A 22222-nucleotide genomic window follows, 5' to 3' on the forward strand; every position below is an offset into this window, starting at 1 on the left:
GCGTCGACCGGATCCTGAATTCGATCAGATGTCATGTTCTCTCCTGGTTTCTGCCGTGCGAGTTCATTGGCTTTCCCACCCGCAAACTATACCCCAACGGGGTATGTTGGTGAGGCGTGTTCACCGAATTTCGGGGCTCTGCTACATCCGCGAAGCATCCTGCTCGCGACCTTGCCGGGGCCTCCCATGCACCTACCCGCCCCCGCTTAGCGGGAGAAGCGGGCGATGGCGTCGGCCACTTCCTTGAATTTGATCTCTGCGGCCTCGTCGGACTCGTTCACTGCGTCGGCGACGCAGTGGCGCATGTGGTCGTCGAGCAGGCCGAGGGCGACGTTGCGCAGTGCGGAATTGATGGCGCTGACCTGGGTGAGGATGTCGATGCAGTACTGCTCCTCATCGATCATGCGGTGGATGCCCCGCACCTGGCCCTCGATCCGCTTGAGCCGGGCCTTGTAGCGGTCCTTTTCCTTCATGTAGCCGTGGTGACTGTGGGTCTCGCAGCCAGCGGCTTCGGCATCGTGCTCGGCTGCAGGGTCGATGGCGAGGTCCGGCGTATCCGTCATGACTGGCTCCTGGTCTGGTCGTGGTTGGGGGTCGCGTGGCTTGAGGTGAACCCGCGCAGGCGTAGGGAGTTGGTCACCACGAACACACTCGAGAACGCCATTGCGACGCCTGCGAGTATGGGGTTGAGCAGTCCGATCGCAGCGACGGGGATCAGTGCGAGGTTGTAGGCGAACGCCCAGAATAGGTTGCCCTTGATGGTGCCCAGGGTCCGGCGTGACAGCCTGATCGCGTCCACGGCGGATCGCAGGTCGTCGTTCATCAGAGTGATGTCGGAGGCTTCGATCGCCACGTCCGTGCCGGCGCCCATCGCCAGTCCGAGCTCGGCCCGGGCGAGAGCTGCCGCGTCGTTGACGCCGTCGCCGACCATGGCGACGTTCTTGCCCTTGGCCTGCAGTTTCTCGATCTGGGCGACCTTGTCGTGGGGCATGACCTCGGCGATCACGTTGGCCGGATCAATGCCGACCTCGCTGGCCACGACACGTGCGGCTCCGGCGTTGTCGCCGGTGAGCAGCCACGGGGTCAATCCGAGAGCTTTGAGTCCGGCTACCGCCTCGGCGGAGGTGGGCTTGACGGTGTCGCGGACGGTGATCACGCCCGCGACGGTGCCGTCGATCTGGGCGACCACAGGGGTGCCGCCCTGCTTCTGGGCATCGTCGAACGCGGTCCGCAGGTCCGCCGGCAGGGAGCCCTCAGGGCGACCAATGGTCACCACGGCACCGTCGACGGTGCCCGTGACGCCACGGCCTGCAGTATTGGTGAACCCGGTGACCTCCGGCAGAATGGCGGATCCGGCCTCCCTGTCGGCCACGGGGCCCTCGCCCGCCAGACTCTTTGCACCCTCGCGGGCGATGGCCTGGGCGATCGGGTGCTCGGACGCGGCCTCCACCGCAGCGGCCTTGACCAGCAGATCCGTCCGGTCGAATCCGGCGGCAGTGGTGACCTGGCTGACGGACATCACTCCGGAGGTGACGGTGCCGGTCTTGTCCATGACGATGGTGTCGACGCGCCGGGTGGACTCTAGGACCTCGGGCCCCTTGATGAGCAGTCCCATCTGGGCGCCGCGGCCGGTACCGACCAGGAGTGCGGTGGGAGTGGCCAGGCCCAGTGCGCACGGGCAGGCGATGATGAGCACGGCCACGGCGGCGGTGAACGCGGTGGCCAGTCCCGCTCCCACCACAAACAAGTGCACGAGCAGGGTGATGATCGCGATGACGATCACGATGGGCACGAAGACCTGCGAGATGCGGTCGACCAGTCGTTGGACCGGGGCCTTCTTGGACTGCGCCTCGGTGACCAGCTTGGCCATCTGGGACAGTGTGGTGTTCTCGCCGGTGCGGGTGACCTCGATCAGCAGTCTTCCCGAGGTGTTCATGGTTGCGCCGGTCACCGTGGAGCCGGACGTGACCTCAACCGGGACGGATTCGCCGGTGAGCATGGACTCGTCGATCGCGGACGAACCCTCGGTGACGCGACCGTCGGTGGCGATCTTTTCGCCCGGGCGCACCACGACGATGTCGCCGACCTTCAACTGACCCACGGGGATGCGGACCTCGACGCCGTCGCGGAGGACGGCGGCGTCCTTGGCTCCCATGTCGAGGAGCGCCTTGAGTGCGGCGGAGGACTGCCCCTTGGCCTTGGTTTCAAACCAGCGGCCCAGCAGCAGGAAGGAGATCACCACGGCGGCGGTCTCCAGATAGATCTCGTCCATCGTGGAGTTTGTGGGCAGCAGATGCACTTCCATGGTCATGCCGGGCATGCCGGCGTTGCCGAGGAACAGTGCCCACAGTGACCAGAGGTAGGCGGCCGCCGTGCCCATGGAGACCAGGGTGTCCATGGTGAACGAGCCGTGCCGCAGGTTGGCGAGGGTGGCCTTGTGGAAGGGTGCGCCTCCCCAGAAGAAGATGGGGGTGGCCATGGTCAGCACGGCCCACTGCCAATTGGTGAACTGCAGTGCCGGGATCATGCTCAGCAAGACCACCGGGACCGTGAGTGCAGCCGAGACAATCAGACGGTGTTTGAGGTCTGCGGTCTCGCGTTCCCTGGCCTCCTCGATCTGGTCTCGGGGACCGGCGCCGCCACCTGCGGAAGTTGCGTCCACAGCCTGGTCGTCGTCATTCTTCATCGTGAACGCGTCGTATCCCGCACCGCGCACGGTCTCGATGAGCGCGTCCGTGTCGACCTTGCTCGGGTCGAAGGAGATGGACGCGGACTCGGTGGCGAAGTTGACCGTGGCGTCCACCCCGTCGAGCTTGTTGAGCTTGCGCTCGACCCGCCCCGAGCACGAAGTGCAGGTCATGCCCGTGACGCCCAGATCTATGTCGATCAGGTCCACCGCGGGGTGCATCTGGGAGGGTTGAGTCTGGGTCATCGAGGATCAATCCTTCACGGTGAACGGGTGGTGTGCTCGGGGCCAGGGATCTCGCCAGCTGCTGGGGCTGGCGAGATCGCTTCGCGTCAAGAGGTGACGGTGTAGCCGGCTTCCTTGACGGCGGCGACGACCTGCTCGTCGGTGAAGCCCTCGCCGGAGACCGACACCGTTCCGGTCTTGCTCGAGGCCTCCACCATGGAGACGCCCGCGATTTCGCCGACTTCCTCCTTGACCGACGACTCACAGTGTCCGCAGGTCATGCCCTGGACGGTGTACTCCTTGGTGCTGGTAGCCATGACGGCTCCTTCCGTTGACGGGTGTAGTTCGTTGAGACATCCGATGGCTCGGATCAATCCGAACACCAATGAACATATACCCCGTAGGGGTATTGGTCAAGGGTGATGTTCGCTTGTGTCCGCGGCTCACTCCGCCTGCACTCTGATCGCCCGGACGCCGTATGGATTGACCAGTAGGCGGGCGCAAGAGCCGTGGCGGCAAGGTCTTTGGAAGCGCGGAGACGAGCTCACCGTGCTGGCGGTGCAGCGCGAACCAGGCCCTTGCTGCCGCAGTCGAGCAGTTCGTCATAGAGACGGGCGACGCGTATTAACGCAGGCCAACACCCGGCCATGTCTGTATCCGCAACCAATTGTTCGGAACCCTGGCCGAGGGCCTCTTAGGCTAGGTCGGCATTTCCAGCACGCCAGGTTTCCCACGGGATGTTCCAGTCGCCCAGCCCGTCGGTCCCGGGAAGCGTCGGTCCGACGGTATTGATGACCTTGACCACGTCGCCCCGGTTGCTGCTGTGCTGGAACGACTTGGCGTAGGCGTCGGTGACATTGATACAGCCGTTACTGACGTTGGTGAAGCCCTGTTGTTCAACGGACCATGGGGCGGCATGGACGTAGATCCCGCTGTAGGACATCTGGGTGGCCCAGTTGACTGAAAGCCGGTAGCCGTCGGCCGAGTCGACCGGCACACCAAACGTCGATGAATCCATGATGAGCGATTCGTATCGGTCGCCGATGTAGTAGGTGCCGTTCGGGGTGGGTGTCGATGCCTTTCCTAGTGAGACCGGGCTACTGCTGGCGACCTCGCCATTGATTCGGGTCGTCATTGTCTTGGTGTTGTCGTCGATCGTGGTGATGACCTCGTCGCCGATCGTGAAGTTGCTGTTTGCGTCCTGGGCTCCGTAAAGGCCTTCGCCCATATCGGTGCCGTAGATGTTGACGTCGACGTCGACCTCGGTGCCCGGTGCCCAGAATTCGGCGGGGCGCCAGCGAACCTCCGAGGGCGACACCCAGTAGAAGGCTCCTTCGACGGCGGGGGTCGTGGTGACCTCGATGGCGTCCTGGACGGCCTTACGGTCGCCGACGGCGGACTCGAAACGCACCGCGACCGGCTGCGCGATACCTACCGTGTGGCCCTGACCGGTCACCAGGCTCGCGCTGGTGGTCGAGTTCGGGACCACGGTGCTGAACGAGGACGAGTCTGTAATCGTCTTACCGTCGTCGTTAGTAGCGCTCGCCTCGATCGAGTAATCCCGGTTGTAGCCCAGAGTCTCGGTGGTGCGCCACTGGGAGCGTTCCGCGTTGAACTCGCCTTCGACCTCGCGGCCTTCTTCGTTTGTGACCGTGACATCGTCGAACGCACCGTCTGTCACATCCAGAACGATCGGTTCCCGCGGCGTCGCGGCCACTGTCCCATCTTCGAACGAGGTGTGAATGACGGCCGCAGCGGCGGGGGCTTCTTTCGGTGCAGCGGCCGTCGAGGTGTCCTCGGTATCTCCGATCGTGCACGCGCTCAGCCCTACTGCGGCCACTAAGGCCACCGCGACCGAGGCAAGCCGTTTCGCCGGTGTGCGCTCTGGTGCGGCTCCGCCTGCGAGCATCGCTTCTTTCCTCGCCACTTCTCCCTCGAGTTCGTATGCGTTCTGACCGGTAGTTTCCATTCCGTCTTCGGTCGGCCTTGGTTTGCGCCGCCGATGACGTTTCAGGGAATCGTTAATGTATGAAGTGACCGTCCATCAGCAGCGTAGGCAGTGTCCTGGTCCGCGGCGATGATGGCTTCGACATCACCGACGACTGGTCCCTGCTGCCACTCATCGTCGTTGACGTTCTTGCGCCAGGCGGTGCCGTCGGTGTCGATCCCCCAGAGGGTGCCGTCTTCGGCTGCAGATATCAGCAGGAGTTCGGGAGCAGCTGGTACTGATGCGAATGTGCGCCCGATGTCGGTGCTGAGTTGTAGGCCTCCTGCGGTTGTGGCCCAGATGCCCTCGTCGGTAATCGCCAATGCTCTCGCGGCTATCTCGATGCCGTCGGTCCAACTGACGCCCGAGTCGGTGGACGTTCGAATTCCGTTGGCGGTGTCGAATCCGACAAGGGTGTTTCCGTCGGTGGTCAGGGCGTGAAAGTCGACTTCGCCGGAGAGGGATTTCGTCGCCCACGACTGGCCGCCGTCGACACTCTCGATGAGTCCGAGAGGATTGGGGGCGGAGCTTGACGGGCCGGGATGGCCCGAGGCGTAGAGGTTATCCGTCCCGGGCGCGCCTGTGAGCCCCATGAAGTCGTCGTCGGCGTCGCCGACGCGGGTGGTCGCGCCATCGGGGTTGAGGACGAAAAGCCCCGTATGCGTGCCGGCCAGCACCCTTCCCTCAGCATCGAGGTGGAGTCCGTGCACATGGTCAAGCGCGGGTGTTAATGCGGTGCCGACCGTCGATGAGGCGTCCCCGGATTCGGGTGCTGGCGTCTGCTGCGGGCTTGAACACGCGGTCGCGGTGAGAGCCGATGCAAGGATGGCTATTGGGGTCCAGGCCCGCTTTCGGTGCGAAAGCATGAGTGCGTATCTCGTTTCTGGCAGGGACAAGAAAATGTGTTGATGTCCAGACGGTCTCCGGCGGGGTCGGACTGCCATCGACCCCGCCGGGAATGCGAGCTTTCGTTTTTTTACATGGAGTCGAGCATCTGCTGCATGGTGTCGATTTCCTGCTGCTGGGTGTCGATGATGGTTTGCGCCAGATCGACAGCCGGCGGGTACGTGCCGTTCTCCACCTGGTCTTCGGCCATGGCCACGGCACCTTCGTGGTGGGCGATCATCTGGTTAAGGAACAACTCGGCAGCCTCAGGGCCGGGAGCGTCGGACAACTGCTGCAATTCCTCATCGGAGAGCATGCCCTCCATCTGCGCCATGTCATGGTCACCGCCCATGTCCATGCCTTCGGGCTGCGTCGGCTCGCCCCACTGCTCAAGCCAGTCGGTCAGCTGCGCGATCTCGGGCCCCTGGGCCGCCTTGATCTCCTCGGCCAGCGAGGTGACGTCGGCGGGGACATCATCCTTGGACAAGATGATGTCGCTCATCTCGATGGCTTGCTCATGGTGGGGGATCATCATCTGGGCGAACATCACGTCAGCCTCGGAATGCTGAGCTGATTCCTCTGCCTGCTCGGTGGTCGAACTCCCGCTGGTCGCAGTGGTCTCGACGGCGGTCGTGGTCTCGCTGGCCGTGTCGGTCTCGTCGCTGGTGCAGGCGGACAGCCCCAGCAGGACCGCGGCGGCAGCGGCGGTCATCACAAGCTTCTTTCGATTCATCTGGGTTCCCTTTCTTCTGCGGACTTTCGGGCCCGCGAGTGGATCACCTTGCCGGTCAGGCGAGGTAAGACAGAGTGGTCATCATCCCGGCCTCTTGGTGATAGGCGTTGTGGCAGTGCAACGCCCACTGGCCAGGATTATCGGTGTCGAACTCGATCTCAATAGTGCGCATCGGCCGAATCGTGACGGTATCCTTGCGAAGCCCGCTGTCCGCGAGCGCGAACGTATGTCCGTGCAGGTGCATCGGATGGAACATGTCGGACATGTTCCGCATCCGCATCCGCACCCGCTCCCCACTGTTGACCTCCAGCGGCACCGAATCCGGGTGGACTTGGCTGTTGAGGGTCCACCGGTACGGCGACATCGTCCCGCCCAGGTCAACACTGTGGTACCGATCATGACTTTGGCTAGACAGACGTACTGCCTCGCTGGGGGATAAGTCGGTACCCAATAGCGGACGCCGGTCCACTTCGACTGGTCGGGAATTCGTCGGGAGATCGCCCGCTGCTGTACGTACAAGGGCCTGCGCGTGGCCATCCTTGCCTTCGGGCTGAGCGAACAACGGGAACACGCCGTCGCCGAGCGTGACCACAACATCGAACCGTTCACCCATACCGATCAGAAGAGAATCGGTGTCCTCGGGAAGCACGGGAAAGCCGTCAGTGTGAGTGACGGTCATCCGGTGCCCGCCAAGCGCGACCCGGAACGCGGTGTCGGCGCCGGCATTGACGAACCGGATGCGCACGCGTTGGCCCCGCGACGCTCTCCAAACGTAGGGGTCGACAGGGAGTCGACCATTGATCAGAAAGTGCGGGTAGGTGACATCCCCGGCGCTGCCGAGGATGGGGGACATCATCGACCCCTCACCCCCGTGCATGTCCATCATGTCGTGGTCCATCCCCTGCATCCCGGCATCTGCGGTGTCGGCACCGATGCCCAGATCACGGGCGACATCGTCGGGAGTCCGACCGGTCCCGTCGACCCAGTCGTCAAGGACCACGAGCCATTCATGGTCGTAGTCGCCGGGCTCGCCCGGATCATCGATGATCACCACTCCGTACAAGCCCCGATCGAGTTGCAGACCCGAATGTGAGTGGTAGAAGTACGTGCCCGGGTCTGGGGCGGTGAAGTCGTAGGTGAACGTGGTGCCTGGTGCGATCGGGTCCTGCGTCAACCCGGGAACCCCGTCCATGTCGTTGCTCATGGCGATCCCGTGCCAGTGCACGCTGGTCTCCTGGGGCAGCTGGTTGTCCACGGTGATCTGCAGCCGCTCTCCAGCTTGGGCCCGCACCAGTGGGCCTGGCAATTGTTGGTCGTATCCCCACGTTGAGACGACTCGGCCACCCAGATCAACGTCGACCGGACGGGGGGTCAACTGCGCAGATACCACCGTTTGGCCGGGGGAGCGTCGCTCCTGCTCAAGCCGCCTCACGAGATCTGACGAGGCTCCCACGGGACTGCCCGTGGCTGCTCCGGAACCAGAACATGCAGTCAGAGCGCCGGCGCCGGCGAGAAGCGATCCGGCCAAGAAAGACCGGCGGGAGACCAGCACGCGCGGCGCACGTCTTAGCGCACCTGCCCGCCCCGTGGCGTCAGCGTTCATCATGATCGGCGTTTCGCGAAGTCGCGGTCCCTACGTGAGATCCGAAAGAGATACCGGAAGAGACGACCCCAGTAGCAGGAGAGTGAGACCCGCGTAGGTGCCGATGCCCTCCGAAAAGACTGGTCGTCAAGGCCAGAACCATCGCCCAGAAACCGAGTACGAACGCGATCAACAGGACGATGTCGATCCAGTTCATACCGTAAAACCACCCCATCAGACTCAACTCCTTGCCTGTCTTAGAAACTCGATTCTGCGGGGCGAAATGCGAGATCTGGGTCATCGTTTCGTCAAGATCCGATCAAGGTTCTTTTCGGACAGACAGACTCGACTCGAGTTAGGAGAGACCATCGGAGCACTGTCAGATCGGCAAAGTGGTGTCTGAGACGGCGAAGTCGCGGAGCCAGTACACGAACTGCGTCCATATGCCGCTGAGCAGCAAGATTCCGACGACAATGAGCATGATGCCGCCGACGATCTGAATCGTTCGCGTGTGTCGTTGCAGCCAGCCCACCGTGCGGATGGCTCTCGTCGAACCGAAGGCCACCACGATAAAAGGCAGTCCGAGCCCCAGGCAGTACGCCACGATGAGCAGTACTCCGCGTGCGGCGTCGAGTCCGGTTCCGGCGGCCACCGACAACGCCGCTGCCAGCGTCGGTCCGAGACACGGCGTCCATCCCAGGGCGAAGACGGCGCCAAGTAGCGGCGCGCCCGCCCAGGTGGAAAGCGCTTTCGGCTGCATTCGAGTGTCCCTCTGGAGGGCGGGTATGGCCCCGATGAACACCAGACCCATCAAGATGGTCACCACACCGCCGAGCCGCTGCAGCAATTCTTGCTGGGGGGCGAGGTATTGCACGGTGCCCAGCACCATCGCCGACAGCAGCACGAAGACCACCGTGAATCCAGCAACGAATAGCACCGCGGCGAGGACGACTCGTCGTCGCGATGACACCCGCTGACGCTGCTGTTCAAGAGTGAGCGTGCTGGCTTCGGCGCGGCGTTGCTCGGCGGCCTGCACGGTCACCGCCGGGCGCTCTGCACCCACGATGCTGGCCATATATGCCAGATACCCGGGCACGAGCGGGACTACGCACGGCGAGGCGAACGAGACGAGTCCCGCAAGGACACATGCTCCCAACGCGAGAAGTAGAGGCCCGGAAGCAGCTGTTTGTTGGAACGTCTGGCCAATGGATTGCGCGATCAGCACTGTGTTCATGCAGCGTCGCTTTCAGCAGGCTCGGCCAGCAGTCTCTCGATGACCGGCTCCAACTGGGTGTCGGTGATCTCTGCTAGATATACCGCAGCGACTCGGTGCTGTTTGTCGAGAATCAGTGTCGCTGGCACCACCGAGGTGGGGAAACCATGTAGCGCTGCCACCGCGGCCTGCGATGGGTCCCAAATTGAGGGATAGGTGACCCCGTAGTCCTTGATGAAGTCGACAGGCTTTTGCCGATTCGGGTCGCGCAAGTTGACGCCGAGATTGGTGAACCCTTGCGCCTGGTACTTGTCCTGTAGTCGCTGCAGGTCGTCGGTTTCCGTCCGGCAGGGAGCACACCACTGACCCCACAGGTTGATCAGCACCACCTCGCCAGGAAAGTCTGCGACCGCCACAGTGGCCTCCGGATCTACTACTTCCGGGCCAGACATCGGCGCGATCTTCTGGCGGTCCGCCGGCGGATCATAGAAGATCTCAATCTGGCCGCCCGGGCTGACAAAATCGAACGTCTCACCTGAAGCGACGGCATCAGTGCCGCTAGCGCAGCCAGTAAGTACAAGCGAACTCACCACCACTGCGGCCAGTTGGCATCTTGCCCGTCTGCCCCAGCTACCGGGCTGCGCAGCCTTGCCGAACACATCCGTCGTCATCACAGCATCAGCACCACTCTTGCCTGCACAGTCACACCGGACGATTGTGCCGCCCCTACCCCATTGGTTCGGTCGGGGTTCGATGAAGGTCTGATCAAGATTCCCAAGAGAAGCTGTGGGCACCGCGAGACCGATGCACAGTGTGCAGCTGACACGAGAACCGGATTCCGAGTGCAAAAAAGGAGACCCCCATGGCGCATGGGCATGGTGGACACGGGCAGGTGCAGGCTCGTGGGTGGGGCATGGCTATCTCGGCTTGGCTGACGGGAATCTACTTCGTCATCGAGTTGGCGATCGGGCTGTGGACCGGCTCGGTTGCGGTGATCTCGGACGCTTTTCACACCTTCTCGGCGGTCGGTGGTGTCCTAGTCGCCATCTTCGCTGCTCGACTCGCCCGCCGCCCCGCAGACGAAAATCGCAGCTTTGGCTGGTACCGCGCCGAGATCGTAGGCGCGCTGGTCAATGGCGGTTTCCTGCTAATCATGGCGATGGTGGTGATCGTGATGGCTGCCATGCGCATGAATGCTCCGGTTGACCTGCCCACGACGCCCATGCTGTGGGCAGCCGCGGGAGGCTTGCTTACCGAAATCGTCGCCCTGAGCCTGATCTGGAAACAAAGCCGCAGCGACATGAACGTTCGTGGCGCGTTGTGGCACATCATCCAGACCTTCGTCGGCAGCCTGCTCGTCATCGTCACCGCACTAGTGATCAAGTTCACCGGGTTCTTGCTGATCGATCCGCTGCTCGGTTTGGCGTTCGGCTTCGTGCTTGTATGGGCAAGCTGGAGCATCCTGCGCGACGCCACCCATCTGCTCATGGAGGGCACACCCGACGAGGTCTACCTGTCTGACGTGACTGAAGACCTGGCAGCGATAGATGGGGTGGAAGACGTCCATCATGCCCATGCTTGGGCACTAACCAGTGGACGTTTCGTGTTCTCCGGCCACCTGCGCACCTCCGCAAGCGCCGATCCGCCCATCGTTCTCCAATCCGCCTCCAACTTGCTTCAGGATCGGTACGGCTTCTTCTTTTCTACTGTGCAGGTGGAGACCGACTGTCCCGATGAGTCTGCGGCAGCAGCGATCGACATCACACGTGCGGCGGGTACGAGGAGGGGGCAGGAGTAAGGACCTTGATCCTGCTTGCGTTGATCGCGGTTTAGTCACCCGGGACGATTGCGGGGTGGCTCCGGCCGGCCCGCGTTCGAACCAAAAATCACGTCGGGGTAACGGTCGGGCGATGCCGTAGATGAATAACAAATGGCGTATGAACTGCTGATTTCTGGATTCTCAGGAAACTCTCCGTGACAGGACGATATGCAACTGTTACCTTTTCGGGAGTCTCCAGTGGTCGTCGGTATGAAGCTGCGACCATCGCTTAAGTTGAAGGAATCAATCATGTCGAGCTCCTCCAAGAGCGTTCCGTTCGCCGATCTCATGGACTCGCTTGGTGTGGGCCACCGCATCTCTGCTGGTGGGCGTCATCGCGCCAACCGATCCAGGGGAGTGGGCCGGATCGCCGCCACCACGCTGGCTGGCGCCGCAATCGCCGGTGGCGCGGCGCTTAGTGTCGCCCCTGCGGCCGCTGCCCAATCGTCTGATCCCGAGCACGTCGGACAGATGGTCGAAGAGGCTGCCGCCCGCTATGGCATCGGAGCTGACGCGGTCCGCCAGTATGCAAGTCAGGCCCCCGGGCTGAGCCAGGCGCTCGGATTCGATACTGCTCAGTCGTCGTCTTCGGCGTTTTCGGTCGCCAGCCAAGCTCACAGGCCGACTGATGGAACGATCACCTCTGGCTTCGGCTCGCGGTGGGGCGCTAACCACAATGGCACCGACATCGCTGCGCCGATCGGCACACCCTTGTATGCAGCCAAGTCCGGCACGGTCGTGGCCTCCGGCCCCGCTTCCGGTTATGGGTTATGGATTCGCATCAAGACCGATGACGGCTATCTCTTGGAGTATGGCCACAACAATGCCAACTACGTCACCGAAGGCCAGCAGGTCACCGCCGGCCAGGTGATCGGTGAAGTCGGTAACCGTGGCTACTCGACTGGTCCGCATGTGCACTTCGGCGTACAGAATCCCGCCGGCCAGTGGATCGACTCGGTGTCATGGTTGGCCGCGAACGGCGTCGTCATCTGAGGACGTAGACAACGACCTGCTGCTCGACACTTCCGATCCAGGCCCGGATGCCACAATTCGGCACGCAACACGCTGATCTCGCCGGATCGGAACCATCCCTGCCGACAGTGGCGGGAGGCGGGCACGATTAATGATCGCCGGAGCTGGTGCCGACAGGAGGGCCCCGATGCCGACCGTCTTGCCATCACGCCTACCGTGAACGGCGTGCAGAGGGTCTTTCGCGTGATGACGCCGGGGTGGTTGATTTCCTTCATCGCCGTCGCACTGTTCGTCTATACGTGCTTCACACTGTTGGCGCCATGGCAGTTAGGCAAGAACGAGGATTTGAAGACGCGCAATTCCCAACTTCTTCACAGCGTCGAAGCCGATCCAGTGCCGTTGACGGAATTGACGGCGCGGGACGCGCCGTTGGACGAATCCGAGTGGCATCGGGTCACAGTAACCGGTCGCTATCTGCCCGAAGACGAAGTGCTCTTGCGGCAGCAAGCTGTCGACGGGGAACAGGTTTACCAAGTTCTCACCGCATTTCGGACCGAGGGCGGCGATGATCTGCTTATTAATCGTGGATGGGTTCGCGTTGGCGAGAACAACACGGTGCCGACCTACCCGGCCGCGGTAGCCGATCCAGTGACCATCACCGCCAGGCTCAGAATGCCCACCGACACCCCGGCCGAACCGATAGTTCTGCACGATCGTCACATGGTGCGCTCCATTGAAACCTCGACGATCGGTCGGGTTCTGGATCTCGATCTTGCTGGCTATCATCTCCAGCTCCCCGGAGGTCAACCAGGATCACTCGAGCCAACTCCGATACCGGAAGTCGAGGCGGGTTCGTACCTGTCCTATGGGCTTCAATGGCTTGCATTCGGAGTTCTAGCGCCAATTGGGCTTGGCTACTTTCTGTGGAGTGAAATCCGGGAGCGGCGCCGCCAACGTAGCCAGGGCAACGACGAGCAAGGCAGCCTAGGCGACGGTGCTGTGGGACCTGGTGACAGGGATATCGATCCTGATGTCGTATCCGGTCATATTGCTGAGGTGGATGCGGCCACGGAGGCAGTGGCCCATGACCGCCTCGTAACGATGACCGTTCGTGATCGCTACGGCACCAGATTTGAGGCTGAACGCCGACGGCGTCTACGTCCGAGAAATAGGCTCGATTACTGAGTCCAATCCTCGAGCTGGCTCTCGCCCTTACCTCGCGGGAGCTCATCAATTTCTCGCCCTCGGCGCCCTGCCCGACATGCTCACGTTGAGCGCCTGCAGCCGGCCCGGCCGACGACGGGTCCGCTCCCGATATCGGCGCGCACTCATGGCCGGGGATCTCAGCCCCGCCGACGGCGGCTAGCAATCCACCCCACCAGCATCGCGAATACTGCGGTGACCGTGATGATGAGTTCAGGAATTGAACGTAATCGGGTGGCAAGTGTGAACTCGGTATTGAGCGGGACCTGTGCGACGAGGGCATCGGCAGTGAACATTTCGGTCTGCTCGAGGACATCGCCATTCGCCGCGATAATCGCGCTGACACCGCTGGTGGCCGCTACCACCACCGTGCGGTTGTGTTCGACAGCGCGCAGCCGCGACATCGCCAGCTGCTGATAGGTCATGTCGGTATCGCCGAAGGTTGCATTGTTCGTTGGTACCGCGATCAACTGCGCCCCCGACCGAACCGACTCGGATACCAGATCATCGAACGCGACCTCATAACAGGTGGCCACAGCGAGCGGTGTCTCATCGATGGTCACCACACCATCGCCGTTACCGGGCACGAAGTTGCCCGCCTGCGCGGCATAAGGCGAAAGCTTGCTCACGATCGATCGCATTGGCAGATATTCACCAAATGGAACCAGGCGTCTTTTGTCGTGCGCATCGCCAGGTCCTGTTCCTTGCTCCCACACCAGCGCTGTATTTCGGGTGGTACCGGAGCCAGTGGACACCACCGCCCCCACAAGGATTGGAGCGCCGATCGCCTCTGTGGCCGCATCGATCTGTTCTGCAGCGTCGGCATTGCGAAACGGGTCGATGTCTGATGCGTTCTCCGGCCAGATCACCAGATCCGGTGCGGGCTTCACCCCCGCTGCGACCTCGGCGGCGAGAGCGTCGGTACGAGCCACATGATTGTCCAGTACAGCGCGCCGTTGCGCGTTGAAATCCAGACCGAGTCGGGGCACGTTGCCCTGGACTAGGGCAACCGTTTTAGAGGGGGTGGTGACCGCTGCGGTAGGGACGGGCATCGAGCCGAGTGCAGAGGCGGTCACAAGCACCGACCCGAGCAGCGACACCGAGCGCCAGGCGGAGCGCCGAGCAAGTCCGACGACCACTGCAGCCGTCGCGCTGCCCACCAGTGCAACGGACAGGCTCACCCCTGGCGCCCCAGCGATCTGAGCGATCGCCAGCAATGGTCCATCAGTCTGACCGAACGCCAGCCGGCCCCAGGGAAACCCACCGAAGGGCAGGCGCGCTCGAACCGCTTCGGTGGCCACCCAGCAGCACGCGATCCACAGTGCAGCCCCGGGCAGCCGCGCCACCAGTGCGGTGGCCCCAGCGAAGACAGCGACTGCCACGGCCTGTAGCGCCGCTAATGCTAGCCAGGGGACAGCGCCGACATAAACCCCCACCCAGGGCAGTAAAGGTACGAAGAACCCGAGACCAGCCAGGTATCCCAATCCGAACGCGCCGCGCACGCCGATCCCTCGGACCGACAGAACCAAAATGGCAAGACCGGCCGGGGCGAGAAACCACAAGGATAGAGGCGGGAAACTGGTGTACAGCAGTATTCCTGCGCCCAATGACGACACCATTCGACCAAGCGCACGGCCGACGGGGTGACTATTTAGCCACCGCCGAGAAGGCGTTGACCGCGGTTGATTTCGGGTAACCCCGCCCATCCTGAGGCCGACTGCTGGCAGTACCACCGATTGCGGCCCACGGTTCTTCTGTCGTGTTGTCATGTCACGCTCGCGAGGTGTGCTCTCGTCTTCCGCAGAGGTCGCGGGGGGAGCGAATCGAACCCGTTCACGGCCTCGCTGAGTCCACGCGCGCGGCCCCGGAGCGGGGCCCGGCACATGCCTCCGACCGGGACGCACAGAGCGGATCGGAAGCATATCTGCCGGGTCACCCGGCGAGCTGGCCGATCTGGAACTCGGCGAGCCGCGATTGTGGCTGGGACGCTCCACTGTGCTGGTCGGTGAAACTCTCTGTCCCGTCTGTGCCGCACAGCTGCTCGATCCGGTCCGGCCCGCCCGGGTGTTGGTCGACCCACGCGGTGAGGTCGTAGACGATGTTCTCGATCACGGTCCAACACGAGTCGGTCGAATCGTTCTGCTGGACCTCGGCCATCGTGACCTGTTTCTCGGCTCTCTCGCCCGTCTGGAGCTGCTCTGCCTGCTCTGGCGCGCCCGTGTCGTTCCCGGCGCAGCCCACAGCTAGGAGCAGGGCGGCGGTGGTGCCGGAGGCGGTGAGTGTCCTGCGCAGTCTCATTCGATCTCCTCGTATAGTGATCTACCGAAAGTCCAGGCGGCCAGCCACGTACACAGGACCGTGAGCACCAGGGCTACGCCGATGTGGAATGCCAAGGTCGAGCTGCCCCCTAAGCTCGCTTGGGCGAACGTGGCCCCGAACAGGACGAGGGCGACGACTGCAGCCCAGCGACCTCGCCGTGTAGCCCACGCGCGCCACCCTAGAACCAGAGCCAGCACGCCGGTGAGGAGATGAAGGGCGATGGCGGCCGAGCTGTGGACGTCCAGACTGGTGCCGTCCTGGACCAGCACCCCTGCCGAAGTGAAGAGGAGTCCGAGGGCGCTGACTGTCACTAACGCCACCGCTCGTGCGAGCAACAACAATCGTCCGGAAATCTGTAAATCTTGTGATCGCGACACTTTCCCTTTCTCGAGCTGCTCGTCCACTTCTTCGTGGTGGGAGGCGGCCGGCGACCCGCCCCACTTGTCCCCCAATGCCGCACGCACTGTCACATCTGGAGATTGTGCTGTGCTGACCTCTTGATTCGGTCGGGGTTTGATGAAGGTCTGATCAAGATCCCGGACGTGACGGTCGCTGACGCGGTGCTGATTTGGTGCGCGGCCAGTTGGGGTGAACCTGGGTGAAGCCTGTCAGGACGTCCAGCTTCCGAAGGCCTTCCCATGTCGCCCACGTAGTCCCTGACACTCGCAACAGGCAGCTTGATGAACGCTGCCAGAGGCTGTGGTCAGAGGGAGACTCTAGGCACGATGCACGCTGGTGGGGGCCGCTCCCGGTCGTTCTTCGACACGGGTGACGAGGCCCCCACTTCTTGCGACGGCGGACTCTGCTCGTCTAAGTTCGAGCAGAAGTCACATCACGAAACCATCACGGTATAGCGGCAGGGGAGACACGGCGGCAGTGGAGCGAAGACGTGCACACCGCGAGGAACACCCTTCAACTGTCGACATCTGGGCGAGTTCTGGTCGCCCTCGAGGTGGCGGTACGCATCGCCAACCCTCCGCCCGGCCCGAGTTACGCGATCAGGTCGTCGTCGTCACGGTCGCCGCCGGGGCCATCGTGTCCTCGATAAGTTTTCTAGTGGACCAGCACACAGAGGCTGGTGGTGAGCACATTCACCTCATCGCGCACGAGGAGTCGATCAGTCCTGCTGGCCAGTCTGGAGACATAGCCCTTCCCCCGGCTGAACTGCCTGGGCCCGTTGCGGTGCAAGGCGACATCCCGCTGGAGAGCGCTGCCGCCATGGTGTCGTCATTGGCGGCAGGCACCGAAATCGACGCTCGCCGGCAAGTTGCCGAGGAGACCGCGCGCCGTCCAACAGCAGCGATGCCGACAGTCGGGACCCTCACGTCTGAGTTCGGCCAACGCTGGGGCTCGCTCCACGGCGGCATCGATATCGCAAACGTGATCGGAACCCCGATCGTGGCGGCCACTGACGGGACCGTCATCGATGCCGGCCCGGCGCAAGGGTTCGGCAATTGGGTCCGACTGCTGTCGGATGAGGGCACGATGACCGTTTATGGACACATGGAAGAGGTTCTCGTGTCCACGGGCCAGCGTATACAGGCTGGACAGACGATTGCCCTCATGGGAAGTCGTGGCTTTTCCACCGGGTCGCACTTGCACTTCGAGGTGTGGTTGAACGAGGGACGGGAGCGCGCCGACCCCATCGAGTGGCTCCGGGAAAACGATATCGCGACCAACTCAGTCAGCCCTTGGAGTGAGCCGGGGTCTGCGGTAAGGAGATCGTGAATCGGGCGCCGCGGCCGAGCCCGTCGCTGTGTACGCGGATATGGCCTTCGTGGGCTTCGACGAGCGCACGGGTGATGGTGAGCCCGATGCCGCTTCCCCCGTGTGCCCGGTCGCGTGCGGTGTCGACGCGGTAGAAGCGGTCAAAAATGTGGTCGAGGTGCTGCGCTGCGATGCCTTCTCCAGTGTCGGCGATAGTGATCTCCACGTTCCCCTCGTGTAGGCGACTGGTGACGGTGACCATCCCACCTGAGTCGGTGTGGCGGAGCGCGTTGTGCAAAAGGTTGGTCAGGACCTGGTTGATTCGATCACTGTCGACAGTGATCGGTATTGCCTGATCAATACGTGCTTGGAGCAGCACATTTTTGTGCGAGTACTCGGGGCGCAGGGCGTCGATCGCGGCCGCGATGATGCTGCGAGTGTCGGTACCGATGGGGATGAGACGCGTGAGGTGTTCTTCGGCTCGGGACACCGCGCTGACGTCGTGAGCGAGCCGGCCTAGCCGACCAGTCGCGGTTCGCAGAATGCGCAGCGTGTCGTCGTCGAGTGCACGGACACCGTCTTCGATCGCCTCAAGGTGGGATTCGAGCGTGGCCAGGGGAGTCCGCAACTCGTGTGCGAGATCTGAAAGCATCCGTCGGCGTGTGGTTTCGGTGGCATCTAGTCGTCGTGCCAGTTCGTTGAAGCTGACGACAAGATCGTCGAATTCACGACCTATTCTCGGCTCGTGCACTCGTGAGTCGTATTGTCCACCGGAGATCTGCTGGACTGATCGGGTGACCGGGGTGATCGATCGTTGAACGCGGCGGGCGATGTAGCCGCTGACAGCCAGCGACAAGATCACCGATACCGCCAGTGCGATCGACCAAGACAGCATCATTGACGAGTTGAATGCCTCCTCCATATGGGCTGCTTCGGAGGAGTTCTGTGACAGTCCGGCCATCTCCAGATGCTCGTGGAAGATCCCGGGGGCAAGTATTGCGGCGACGACCCAGGCACTGACTGCGAAACCGATCATCACAAAAGCGAGCGCCGCCAGTAGCCGGGTACCGAAGGTGGCAGTGGTGAACCACCGCTTGAGGCGCGTCACGTTGTCACCCAGATCGATCCGGCTCACTGACCATCTCCGGTGCGGTAGCCGACACCGCGGACGGTGCGGATGTACGCGCCCCGGGACGCAGTGTCTCCGAGCTTGCGTCTGAGGTGCGCGATGTGGACATCAACCAGGTGCGTGTCGCCGACCCAGTCAGGCCCCCAGATGGCACTGATCAACTGCGTCCGGGACAGCACCAAGCCGGGGTCTCGCGTCAGTGCCGCCAAGAGGTCGAACTCGGTCCTGGTCAACTGAACCGGGGTGGTGTCGACGGTGACCTCGCGGCCTTCGACGTCGATCGCCAGTGCCCCAATCCTTCGCAGCTCTCTGCGTTCGGAGGCCGCAGACGGGGAGCGTAAGGCTGTAGACGATCGAGGACGGCGCAGCATGACTTGGATGCGGGCCATGAGCTCTCGTGGGCTGAACGGTTTGGTCATGTAGTCGTCGGCTCCCACGGACAGTCCGATGAGGGTATCGACCTCCTCGGTGCGGGCGGTGAGCATGACGACATACGCATCGGAAAAGGTGCGCAACTGGCGGCACACTTCGACGCCGTCCAGTCGCGGAAGGCCGAGGTCTAGCACGACGACGTCGGGATCAATCTGCCGGATCAGGTCGACTGCATCCTGCCCGTCGTGAACGATCGTGATGTCGAAGCCCTCGCGGGTCAGATAGGTACCGATGAGATCGGCGAGCTCACGCTCATCTTCGATGACCATCGCCCGCAGCCCTGCGGTCGCGCGCGTGGTCGGTGACTCACCTTCAGGTCCGGCGTCTCGAGAATCGGATGTGAACATAAGGCCTCAATCATCGTCGTAGGTCTGCCACCGGTGCCTATCGCATGCTTGATCTTGATCAGACCTTCATCAAACCCCCACCGAATCAATGGGGTCGGCGAAGGACAATCTACAGATGTGACTATGCGTGCTACAGCGGTGCTGATGATGCTATGAAGCCGGTGACGCCCCACCGAAGCTGCCCCTCGTTCCGGTTCGTCGCGCCGGGAACGGCAGAGGGGACTCATATCAGTGCCTAGGATGGCTCCGGTCACCGCGTTCCTGCGGAACTCATGGCGCACTCTCACCGCGATGCGCACGGCATTGATTCTGCTATTTCTGCTGGCAGTGGCGGCGATACCGGGGGCACTCCTGCCGCAGCGCAGCCTCAACCAAGGAAACGTCAATCAGTACATCGCGGACAACGGCTGGCTGGGGGAGTTCTTCGACAAGCTCCAGTTGTTCGACGTGTTCTCCAGCTGGTGGTTCACAGCCGTGTACGTGTTGCTGTTTATATCGCTGGTGGGCTGCCTGACGCCGCGGTCGATTGATCTGGTCAAACAACTCAAGGCCCCGCCGCCGCTTGCCCCGCGTAACCTTGCGCGCCTGCCGCATCATGCGGCGTACCGGACCACGGCCACGCCGGAGCAGGCTGCGGACCAGGTCCAAAAGAGCCTCAAGGGCTGGCGGGTCCGTCGCAACAACGGGGACGGTCGCGTGTCGGGCAGCATCGAGTTGTCCGCGGAGCGCGGGTATGCGCGCGAGGTGGGCAACATCGTATTCCACTTCGGCTTGCTGTTCCTGCTGATCGCGTTCGCGGCCGGCAAGTTCGTGTACGCGGAGGGCATGCGGGTGATCATCGCCAACGAGGAATCGCCGGCCTTCTGCAACACCACGCCTAGTGCGTACGACTCGTTCCGGGCAGGTCTGCTGGTAGACGGCACTGACTTGGCGCCGTTCTGTATCAAGGTCGAAGATTTCCGTACCGACTATCTACCCAATGGCCAGGCGGAGATGTTCACCTCCAACATTCGCTTCAGTGAGGAGGTCACCACCACCGATCCAGACACATGGGATCCCTACACGTTGCAGGTCAACCACCCGCTGCGCATCGGCGGTACTCGTGTTTACCTCCAAGGTCACGGCTTCGCGCCCACGTTCACGGTCACGTTCCCCAACGGCGAAACCCGTACAGACACAGTGCAGTGGCAACCGACGGACCTGTTGACTTTTCTCTCCTCCGGCATCATGCGCTTTGATCCGCCAGCCGGCATGTACCCGGACATCGACGATCGCCTTGAGCAGCAGATCGCCATCCAGGGGCTGTTCGCACCGACCGCCTCGTTCGACGGCAACATACTCAGCTCCCGTTTCCCGCGGATGGACGACCCGGCGGTGGCGATCGACGTCTACCAGGGCAACGCCGGCCTGGACAATGGCGGCGCACAGTCGATCTTCTCGCTGGACCCCGACCTAATGGAGTCGGGCGCGTTGGAGCGTAGGGCCCGCGTCAACCTCATGCCCGGCGAATCCACGACCCTGCCCGATGGCACCGAGGTTCGCTTCGACGGAGCCGACGAGTTCATCAACATCCAGGTCTCGGAGGACCCTACTCAGATCTGGGTTGGCGTGTTCGCTGCCGTCATGGTGGGTGGACTCGTCCTGTCATTGATGGTCCGTCGCCGAAGGATCTGGGCACGGATCATTGTCGACGAGGCCCAGGCGACCCGCGTCGACCTGGGCGGCCTCGCCAAGACGGACAGATCGGGCTGGGGCCGGGAATTCGACGACCTCCGGGACCGGCTGGCCACCATTGCTACTGCTACACCCGTCTTGCCCGAACCTGGCGACACTGCATCTAGTCGAGGCGACGACCCCGACGCTTCGTGGAAGGACAACATCCGGTGAACACTGTAATTCTCGCGCAGGGACTGCCTGTCAACGAGACGCTCTCCACCTACAGCGACCTGGCGTATAGGTCCGCGTTCGGTCTATACGTGCTGGCGCTTGTCGCATCGTTGATCTACTACGCCGGATTCCGGGTAGCCAAGGTGACTAAATCAAGCCGGAACCTAGTGGGTGCCGGTGGGCCCGGGCTCACAGAATCAACCTCTCTCACCGACACCGGAGACGAGGACCGTGAGTCCGCAGGCAGTGTCCGCTGGGCACGGATCGCACAGCTATTCATCATCATCGCCTTCCTCTTCCAAGCGGCTGCGCTGATCCTGCGCGGGGTGGCCACAGGTCGCTTCCCGTGGGGCAACATGTACGAGTTCATTCTGGCCACCACGCTGCTGGGAGTGGGCGCCGGGCTGATTTTCCTGCGCAAGCCGGCCCTACAGGTGGCCTGGCCATTCGTACTGGTACCGGTTCTGATCCTGCTGTTTTTCGGCGGCACCAACCTGTATTCCGAAGCCTCTCCCGTCGTGCCGGCACTGCAGTCGTACTGGCTGCCCATCCACGTCTCGATCATCTCGCTGGGATCGGCCATACTGCTGATATCCGGCGTCGCCTCGATCATGTACCTGATCCGGGTGTGGCAACCGCAGGGTCAGGAAACGGGCTGGAGCTCTGGGCTTTCCCGCCCACTACCGCATGCCGACACTCTCGACCGACTGGCCTATCGCACCGCTGTGATCGCATTCCCGATCTACAGCGTGGGCATCCTGCTGGGCGCTGTCTGGGCCGAGGGCGCGTGGGGTCGCTTCTGGGGCTGGGACCCCAAAGAGACTGCCTCCTTCGTCTCTTGGGTCCTTTACGCCGGCTATCTGCACGCCCGTGCCACCAGTGGCTGGGGCCCCAAGAAGGCCGCTTGGATCAACCTCGCCGGGTTTGCGGTGCTCATCTTCAATCTGTTCTTTATCAACATCGTGGTCTCCGGTCTGCACTCCTATGCTGGCCTGAACTGAACGGTTGAGGAGCACTTCGCAGCCTCGATATCTGCTTTAGAAAGCGCAGCATCCAACTCCGCGAAATGAAAGAAACGGGGCCGGCTATCGCCCCG

Annotated in this window: 20 protein-coding genes; 6 read left to right on the top strand and 14 right to left on the bottom strand. The window is 62.8% G+C overall.

Annotated features, from left to right (window positions below):
* Nucleotides 1-206: 206 nt before the first annotated feature.
* The 9 genes from NR111_RS09605 to NR111_RS09645 form a co-directional block, all read right to left on the bottom strand.
* Nucleotides 207-563, bottom strand: a complete 357-nt coding sequence (locus tag NR111_RS09605) for a metal-sensitive transcriptional regulator (RefSeq protein WP_017838595.1) — start codon at nucleotides 561-563, stop codon at nucleotides 207-209.
* Nucleotides 560-2932: a cation-translocating P-type ATPase gene (locus NR111_RS09610; RefSeq protein WP_067718071.1), complete on the bottom strand. Its 2373-nt coding sequence runs from the start codon at nucleotides 2930-2932 to the stop codon at nucleotides 560-562. The genes NR111_RS09605 and NR111_RS09610 overlap by 4 nt, the downstream gene beginning before the upstream one ends.
* An 86-nt stretch (nucleotides 2933-3018) precedes the next feature.
* A complete protein-coding gene (locus tag NR111_RS09615) occupies nucleotides 3019-3228 on the bottom strand; it encodes a heavy-metal-associated domain-containing protein (protein ID WP_007625927.1) in 210 nt (69 codons plus the stop codon).
* A 377-nt stretch (nucleotides 3229-3605) separates the two neighbouring features.
* Entirely contained in the window at nucleotides 3606-4880 is a 1275-nt protein-coding gene (locus NR111_RS09620) for an Ig-like domain-containing protein (RefSeq protein ID WP_206475198.1), read from the bottom strand.
* A gap of 41 nt (nucleotides 4881-4921) precedes the next feature.
* Nucleotides 4922-5764 (bottom strand): F510_1955 family glycosylhydrolase, encoded by an 843-nt coding sequence (locus NR111_RS09625; RefSeq protein ID WP_256820652.1) that lies wholly within the window; start codon nucleotides 5762-5764, stop codon nucleotides 4922-4924.
* A gap of 110 nt (nucleotides 5765-5874) precedes the next feature.
* Nucleotides 5875-6495: a DUF305 domain-containing protein gene (locus tag NR111_RS09630; protein ID WP_256820653.1), complete on the bottom strand. Its 621-nt coding sequence runs from the start codon at nucleotides 6493-6495 to the stop codon at nucleotides 5875-5877.
* Nucleotides 6496-6571: 76 nt separating this feature from the next.
* On the bottom strand, nucleotides 6572-8119 hold the full coding sequence (locus NR111_RS09635; RefSeq protein ID WP_067718077.1) for a multicopper oxidase family protein: 1548 nt from the start codon (nucleotides 8117-8119) through the stop codon (nucleotides 6572-6574).
* Nucleotides 8120-8477: 358 nt separating this feature from the next.
* Complete coding sequence (locus NR111_RS09640) at nucleotides 8478-9332, bottom strand: cytochrome c biogenesis CcdA family protein (RefSeq protein WP_043568439.1); 855 nt, start codon at nucleotides 9330-9332, stop codon at nucleotides 8478-8480.
* Nucleotides 9329-9982, bottom strand: a complete 654-nt coding sequence (locus tag NR111_RS09645) for a TlpA disulfide reductase family protein (RefSeq protein ID WP_241261797.1) — start codon at nucleotides 9980-9982, stop codon at nucleotides 9329-9331. Before NR111_RS09645 ends, NR111_RS09640 begins: the two co-directional genes overlap by 4 nt.
* A 191-nt stretch (nucleotides 9983-10173) precedes the next feature.
* Between NR111_RS09645 and NR111_RS09650 the strand changes: the two genes are divergently transcribed.
* From NR111_RS09650 to NR111_RS09660, 3 genes are all read left to right on the top strand, one after another.
* Nucleotides 10174-11109 carry a cation diffusion facilitator family transporter gene (locus NR111_RS09650; RefSeq protein ID WP_256820654.1) on the top strand — a complete coding sequence of 312 codons (936 nt, stop codon included), beginning with the start codon at nucleotides 10174-10176 and terminating at the stop codon, nucleotides 11107-11109.
* Nucleotides 11110-11379: 270 nt separating this feature from the next.
* Nucleotides 11380-12123, top strand: a complete 744-nt coding sequence (locus NR111_RS09655) for a M23 family metallopeptidase (protein ID WP_206475223.1) — start codon at nucleotides 11380-11382, stop codon at nucleotides 12121-12123.
* Nucleotides 12124-12318: 195 nt separating this feature from the next.
* Entirely contained in the window at nucleotides 12319-13287 is a 969-nt protein-coding gene (locus NR111_RS09660) for an SURF1 family protein (RefSeq protein ID WP_227022437.1), read from the top strand.
* Between the two features lie 158 nt (nucleotides 13288-13445).
* On the opposite strand, the gene lnt is transcribed toward NR111_RS09660, so the two are convergent.
* The 3 genes from lnt to NR111_RS09675 form a co-directional block, all read right to left on the bottom strand.
* Nucleotides 13446-14924, bottom strand: a complete 1479-nt coding sequence (lnt, locus tag NR111_RS09665; RefSeq protein WP_256820655.1) for an apolipoprotein N-acyltransferase — start codon at nucleotides 14922-14924, stop codon at nucleotides 13446-13448.
* 313 nt (nucleotides 14925-15237) lie between these two features.
* Nucleotides 15238-15603, bottom strand: a complete 366-nt coding sequence (locus NR111_RS09670) for a cytochrome b5 domain-containing protein (RefSeq protein ID WP_007626850.1) — start codon at nucleotides 15601-15603, stop codon at nucleotides 15238-15240.
* Nucleotides 15600-16028 carry a hypothetical protein gene (locus tag NR111_RS09675; RefSeq protein ID WP_256820656.1) on the bottom strand — a complete coding sequence of 143 codons (429 nt, stop codon included), beginning with the start codon at nucleotides 16026-16028 and terminating at the stop codon, nucleotides 15600-15602. Before NR111_RS09675 ends, NR111_RS09670 begins: the two co-directional genes overlap by 4 nt.
* 652 nt (nucleotides 16029-16680) lie before the next feature.
* On the opposite strand from NR111_RS09675, the gene NR111_RS18710 reads away from it, so the two are divergent.
* Nucleotides 16681-17352 carry a M23 family metallopeptidase gene (locus NR111_RS18710; protein ID WP_206475177.1) on the top strand — a complete coding sequence of 224 codons (672 nt, stop codon included), beginning with the start codon at nucleotides 16681-16683 and terminating at the stop codon, nucleotides 17350-17352.
* On the opposite strand, the gene NR111_RS09685 is transcribed toward NR111_RS18710, so the two are convergent.
* Together NR111_RS09685 and NR111_RS09690 are read right to left on the bottom strand one after the other, a co-directional pair.
* The gene (locus tag NR111_RS09685) at nucleotides 17309-18466 is read right to left on the bottom strand and encodes a cell wall metabolism sensor histidine kinase WalK (RefSeq protein ID WP_096907179.1); all 1158 of its coding nucleotides are present in this window, start codon (nucleotides 18464-18466) and stop codon (nucleotides 17309-17311) included. The two genes, NR111_RS18710 and NR111_RS09685, sit on opposite strands and share 44 nt — an antisense overlap.
* On the bottom strand, nucleotides 18463-19161 hold the full coding sequence (locus NR111_RS09690) for a response regulator transcription factor (RefSeq protein ID WP_206475176.1): 699 nt from the start codon (nucleotides 19159-19161) through the stop codon (nucleotides 18463-18465). Before NR111_RS09690 ends, NR111_RS09685 begins: the two co-directional genes overlap by 4 nt.
* Before the next feature lie 318 nt (nucleotides 19162-19479).
* Here NR111_RS09690 and NR111_RS09695 point away from each other — a divergent pair, with 318 nt between their 5' ends.
* Together NR111_RS09695 and ccsB are read left to right on the top strand one after the other, a co-directional pair.
* Complete coding sequence (locus tag NR111_RS09695) at nucleotides 19480-21126, top strand: cytochrome c biogenesis protein ResB (protein ID WP_374210706.1); 1647 nt, start codon at nucleotides 19480-19482, stop codon at nucleotides 21124-21126.
* A complete protein-coding gene (ccsB, locus tag NR111_RS09700) occupies nucleotides 21123-22127 on the top strand; it encodes a c-type cytochrome biogenesis protein CcsB (protein ID WP_017836393.1) in 1005 nt (334 codons plus the stop codon). The genes NR111_RS09695 and ccsB overlap by 4 nt, the downstream gene beginning before the upstream one ends.
* Nucleotides 22128-22222: the final 95 nt, after the last annotated feature.

Origin of the sequence: Dietzia sp. Die43 (assembly GCF_024519835.1) — a bacterium.
Classification (GTDB): domain Bacteria; phylum Actinomycetota; class Actinomycetes; order Mycobacteriales; family Mycobacteriaceae; genus Dietzia; species Dietzia kunjamensis.

What these genes read in the sequence shown, in the direction of transcription:
- NR111_RS09605 (WP_017838595.1), bottom strand. Translation starts at nt 563, where the DNA reads ATGACGGATACGCCGGACCTCGCCATCGACCCTGCAGCCGAGCACGAT.
- NR111_RS09610 (WP_067718071.1), bottom strand. Translation starts at nt 2,932, where the DNA reads ATGACCCAGACTCAACCCTCCCAGATGCACCCCGCGGTGGACCTGATC.
- NR111_RS09615 (WP_007625927.1), bottom strand. Translation starts at nt 3,228, where the DNA reads ATGGCTACCAGCACCAAGGAGTACACCGTCCAGGGCATGACCTGCGGA.
- NR111_RS09620 (WP_206475198.1), bottom strand. Translation starts at nt 4,880, where the DNA reads ATGGAAACTACCGGTCAGAACGCATACGAACTCGAGGGAGAAGTGGCG.
- NR111_RS09625 (WP_256820652.1), bottom strand. Translation starts at nt 5,764, where the DNA reads ATGCTTTCGCACCGAAAGCGGGCCTGGACCCCAATAGCCATCCTTGCA.
- NR111_RS09630 (WP_256820653.1), bottom strand. Translation starts at nt 6,495, where the DNA reads ATGACCGCCGCTGCCGCCGCGGTCCTGCTGGGGCTGTCCGCCTGCACC.
- NR111_RS09635 (WP_067718077.1), bottom strand. Translation starts at nt 8,119, where the DNA reads ATGAACGCTGACGCCACGGGGCGGGCAGGTGCGCTAAGACGTGCGCCG.
- NR111_RS09640 (WP_043568439.1), bottom strand. Translation starts at nt 9,332, where the DNA reads ATGAACACAGTGCTGATCGCGCAATCCATTGGCCAGACGTTCCAACAA.
- NR111_RS09645 (WP_241261797.1), bottom strand. Translation starts at nt 9,982, where the DNA reads ATGACGACGGATGTGTTCGGCAAGGCTGCGCAGCCCGGTAGCTGGGGC.
- NR111_RS09650 (WP_256820654.1), top strand. Translation starts at nt 10,174, where the DNA reads ATGGCGCATGGGCATGGTGGACACGGGCAGGTGCAGGCTCGTGGGTGG.
- NR111_RS09655 (WP_206475223.1), top strand. Translation starts at nt 11,380, where the DNA reads ATGTCGAGCTCCTCCAAGAGCGTTCCGTTCGCCGATCTCATGGACTCG.
- lnt (WP_256820655.1), bottom strand. Translation starts at nt 14,924, where the DNA reads ATGGTGTCGTCATTGGGCGCAGGAATACTGCTGTACACCAGTTTCCCG.
- NR111_RS09670 (WP_007626850.1), bottom strand. Translation starts at nt 15,603, where the DNA reads ATGAGACTGCGCAGGACACTCACCGCCTCCGGCACCACCGCCGCCCTG.
- NR111_RS09690 (WP_206475176.1), bottom strand. Translation starts at nt 19,161, where the DNA reads ATGGTCATCGAAGATGAGCGTGAGCTCGCCGATCTCATCGGTACCTAT.
- NR111_RS09695 (WP_374210706.1), top strand. Translation starts at nt 19,480, where the DNA reads ATGGCTCCGGTCACCGCGTTCCTGCGGAACTCATGGCGCACTCTCACC.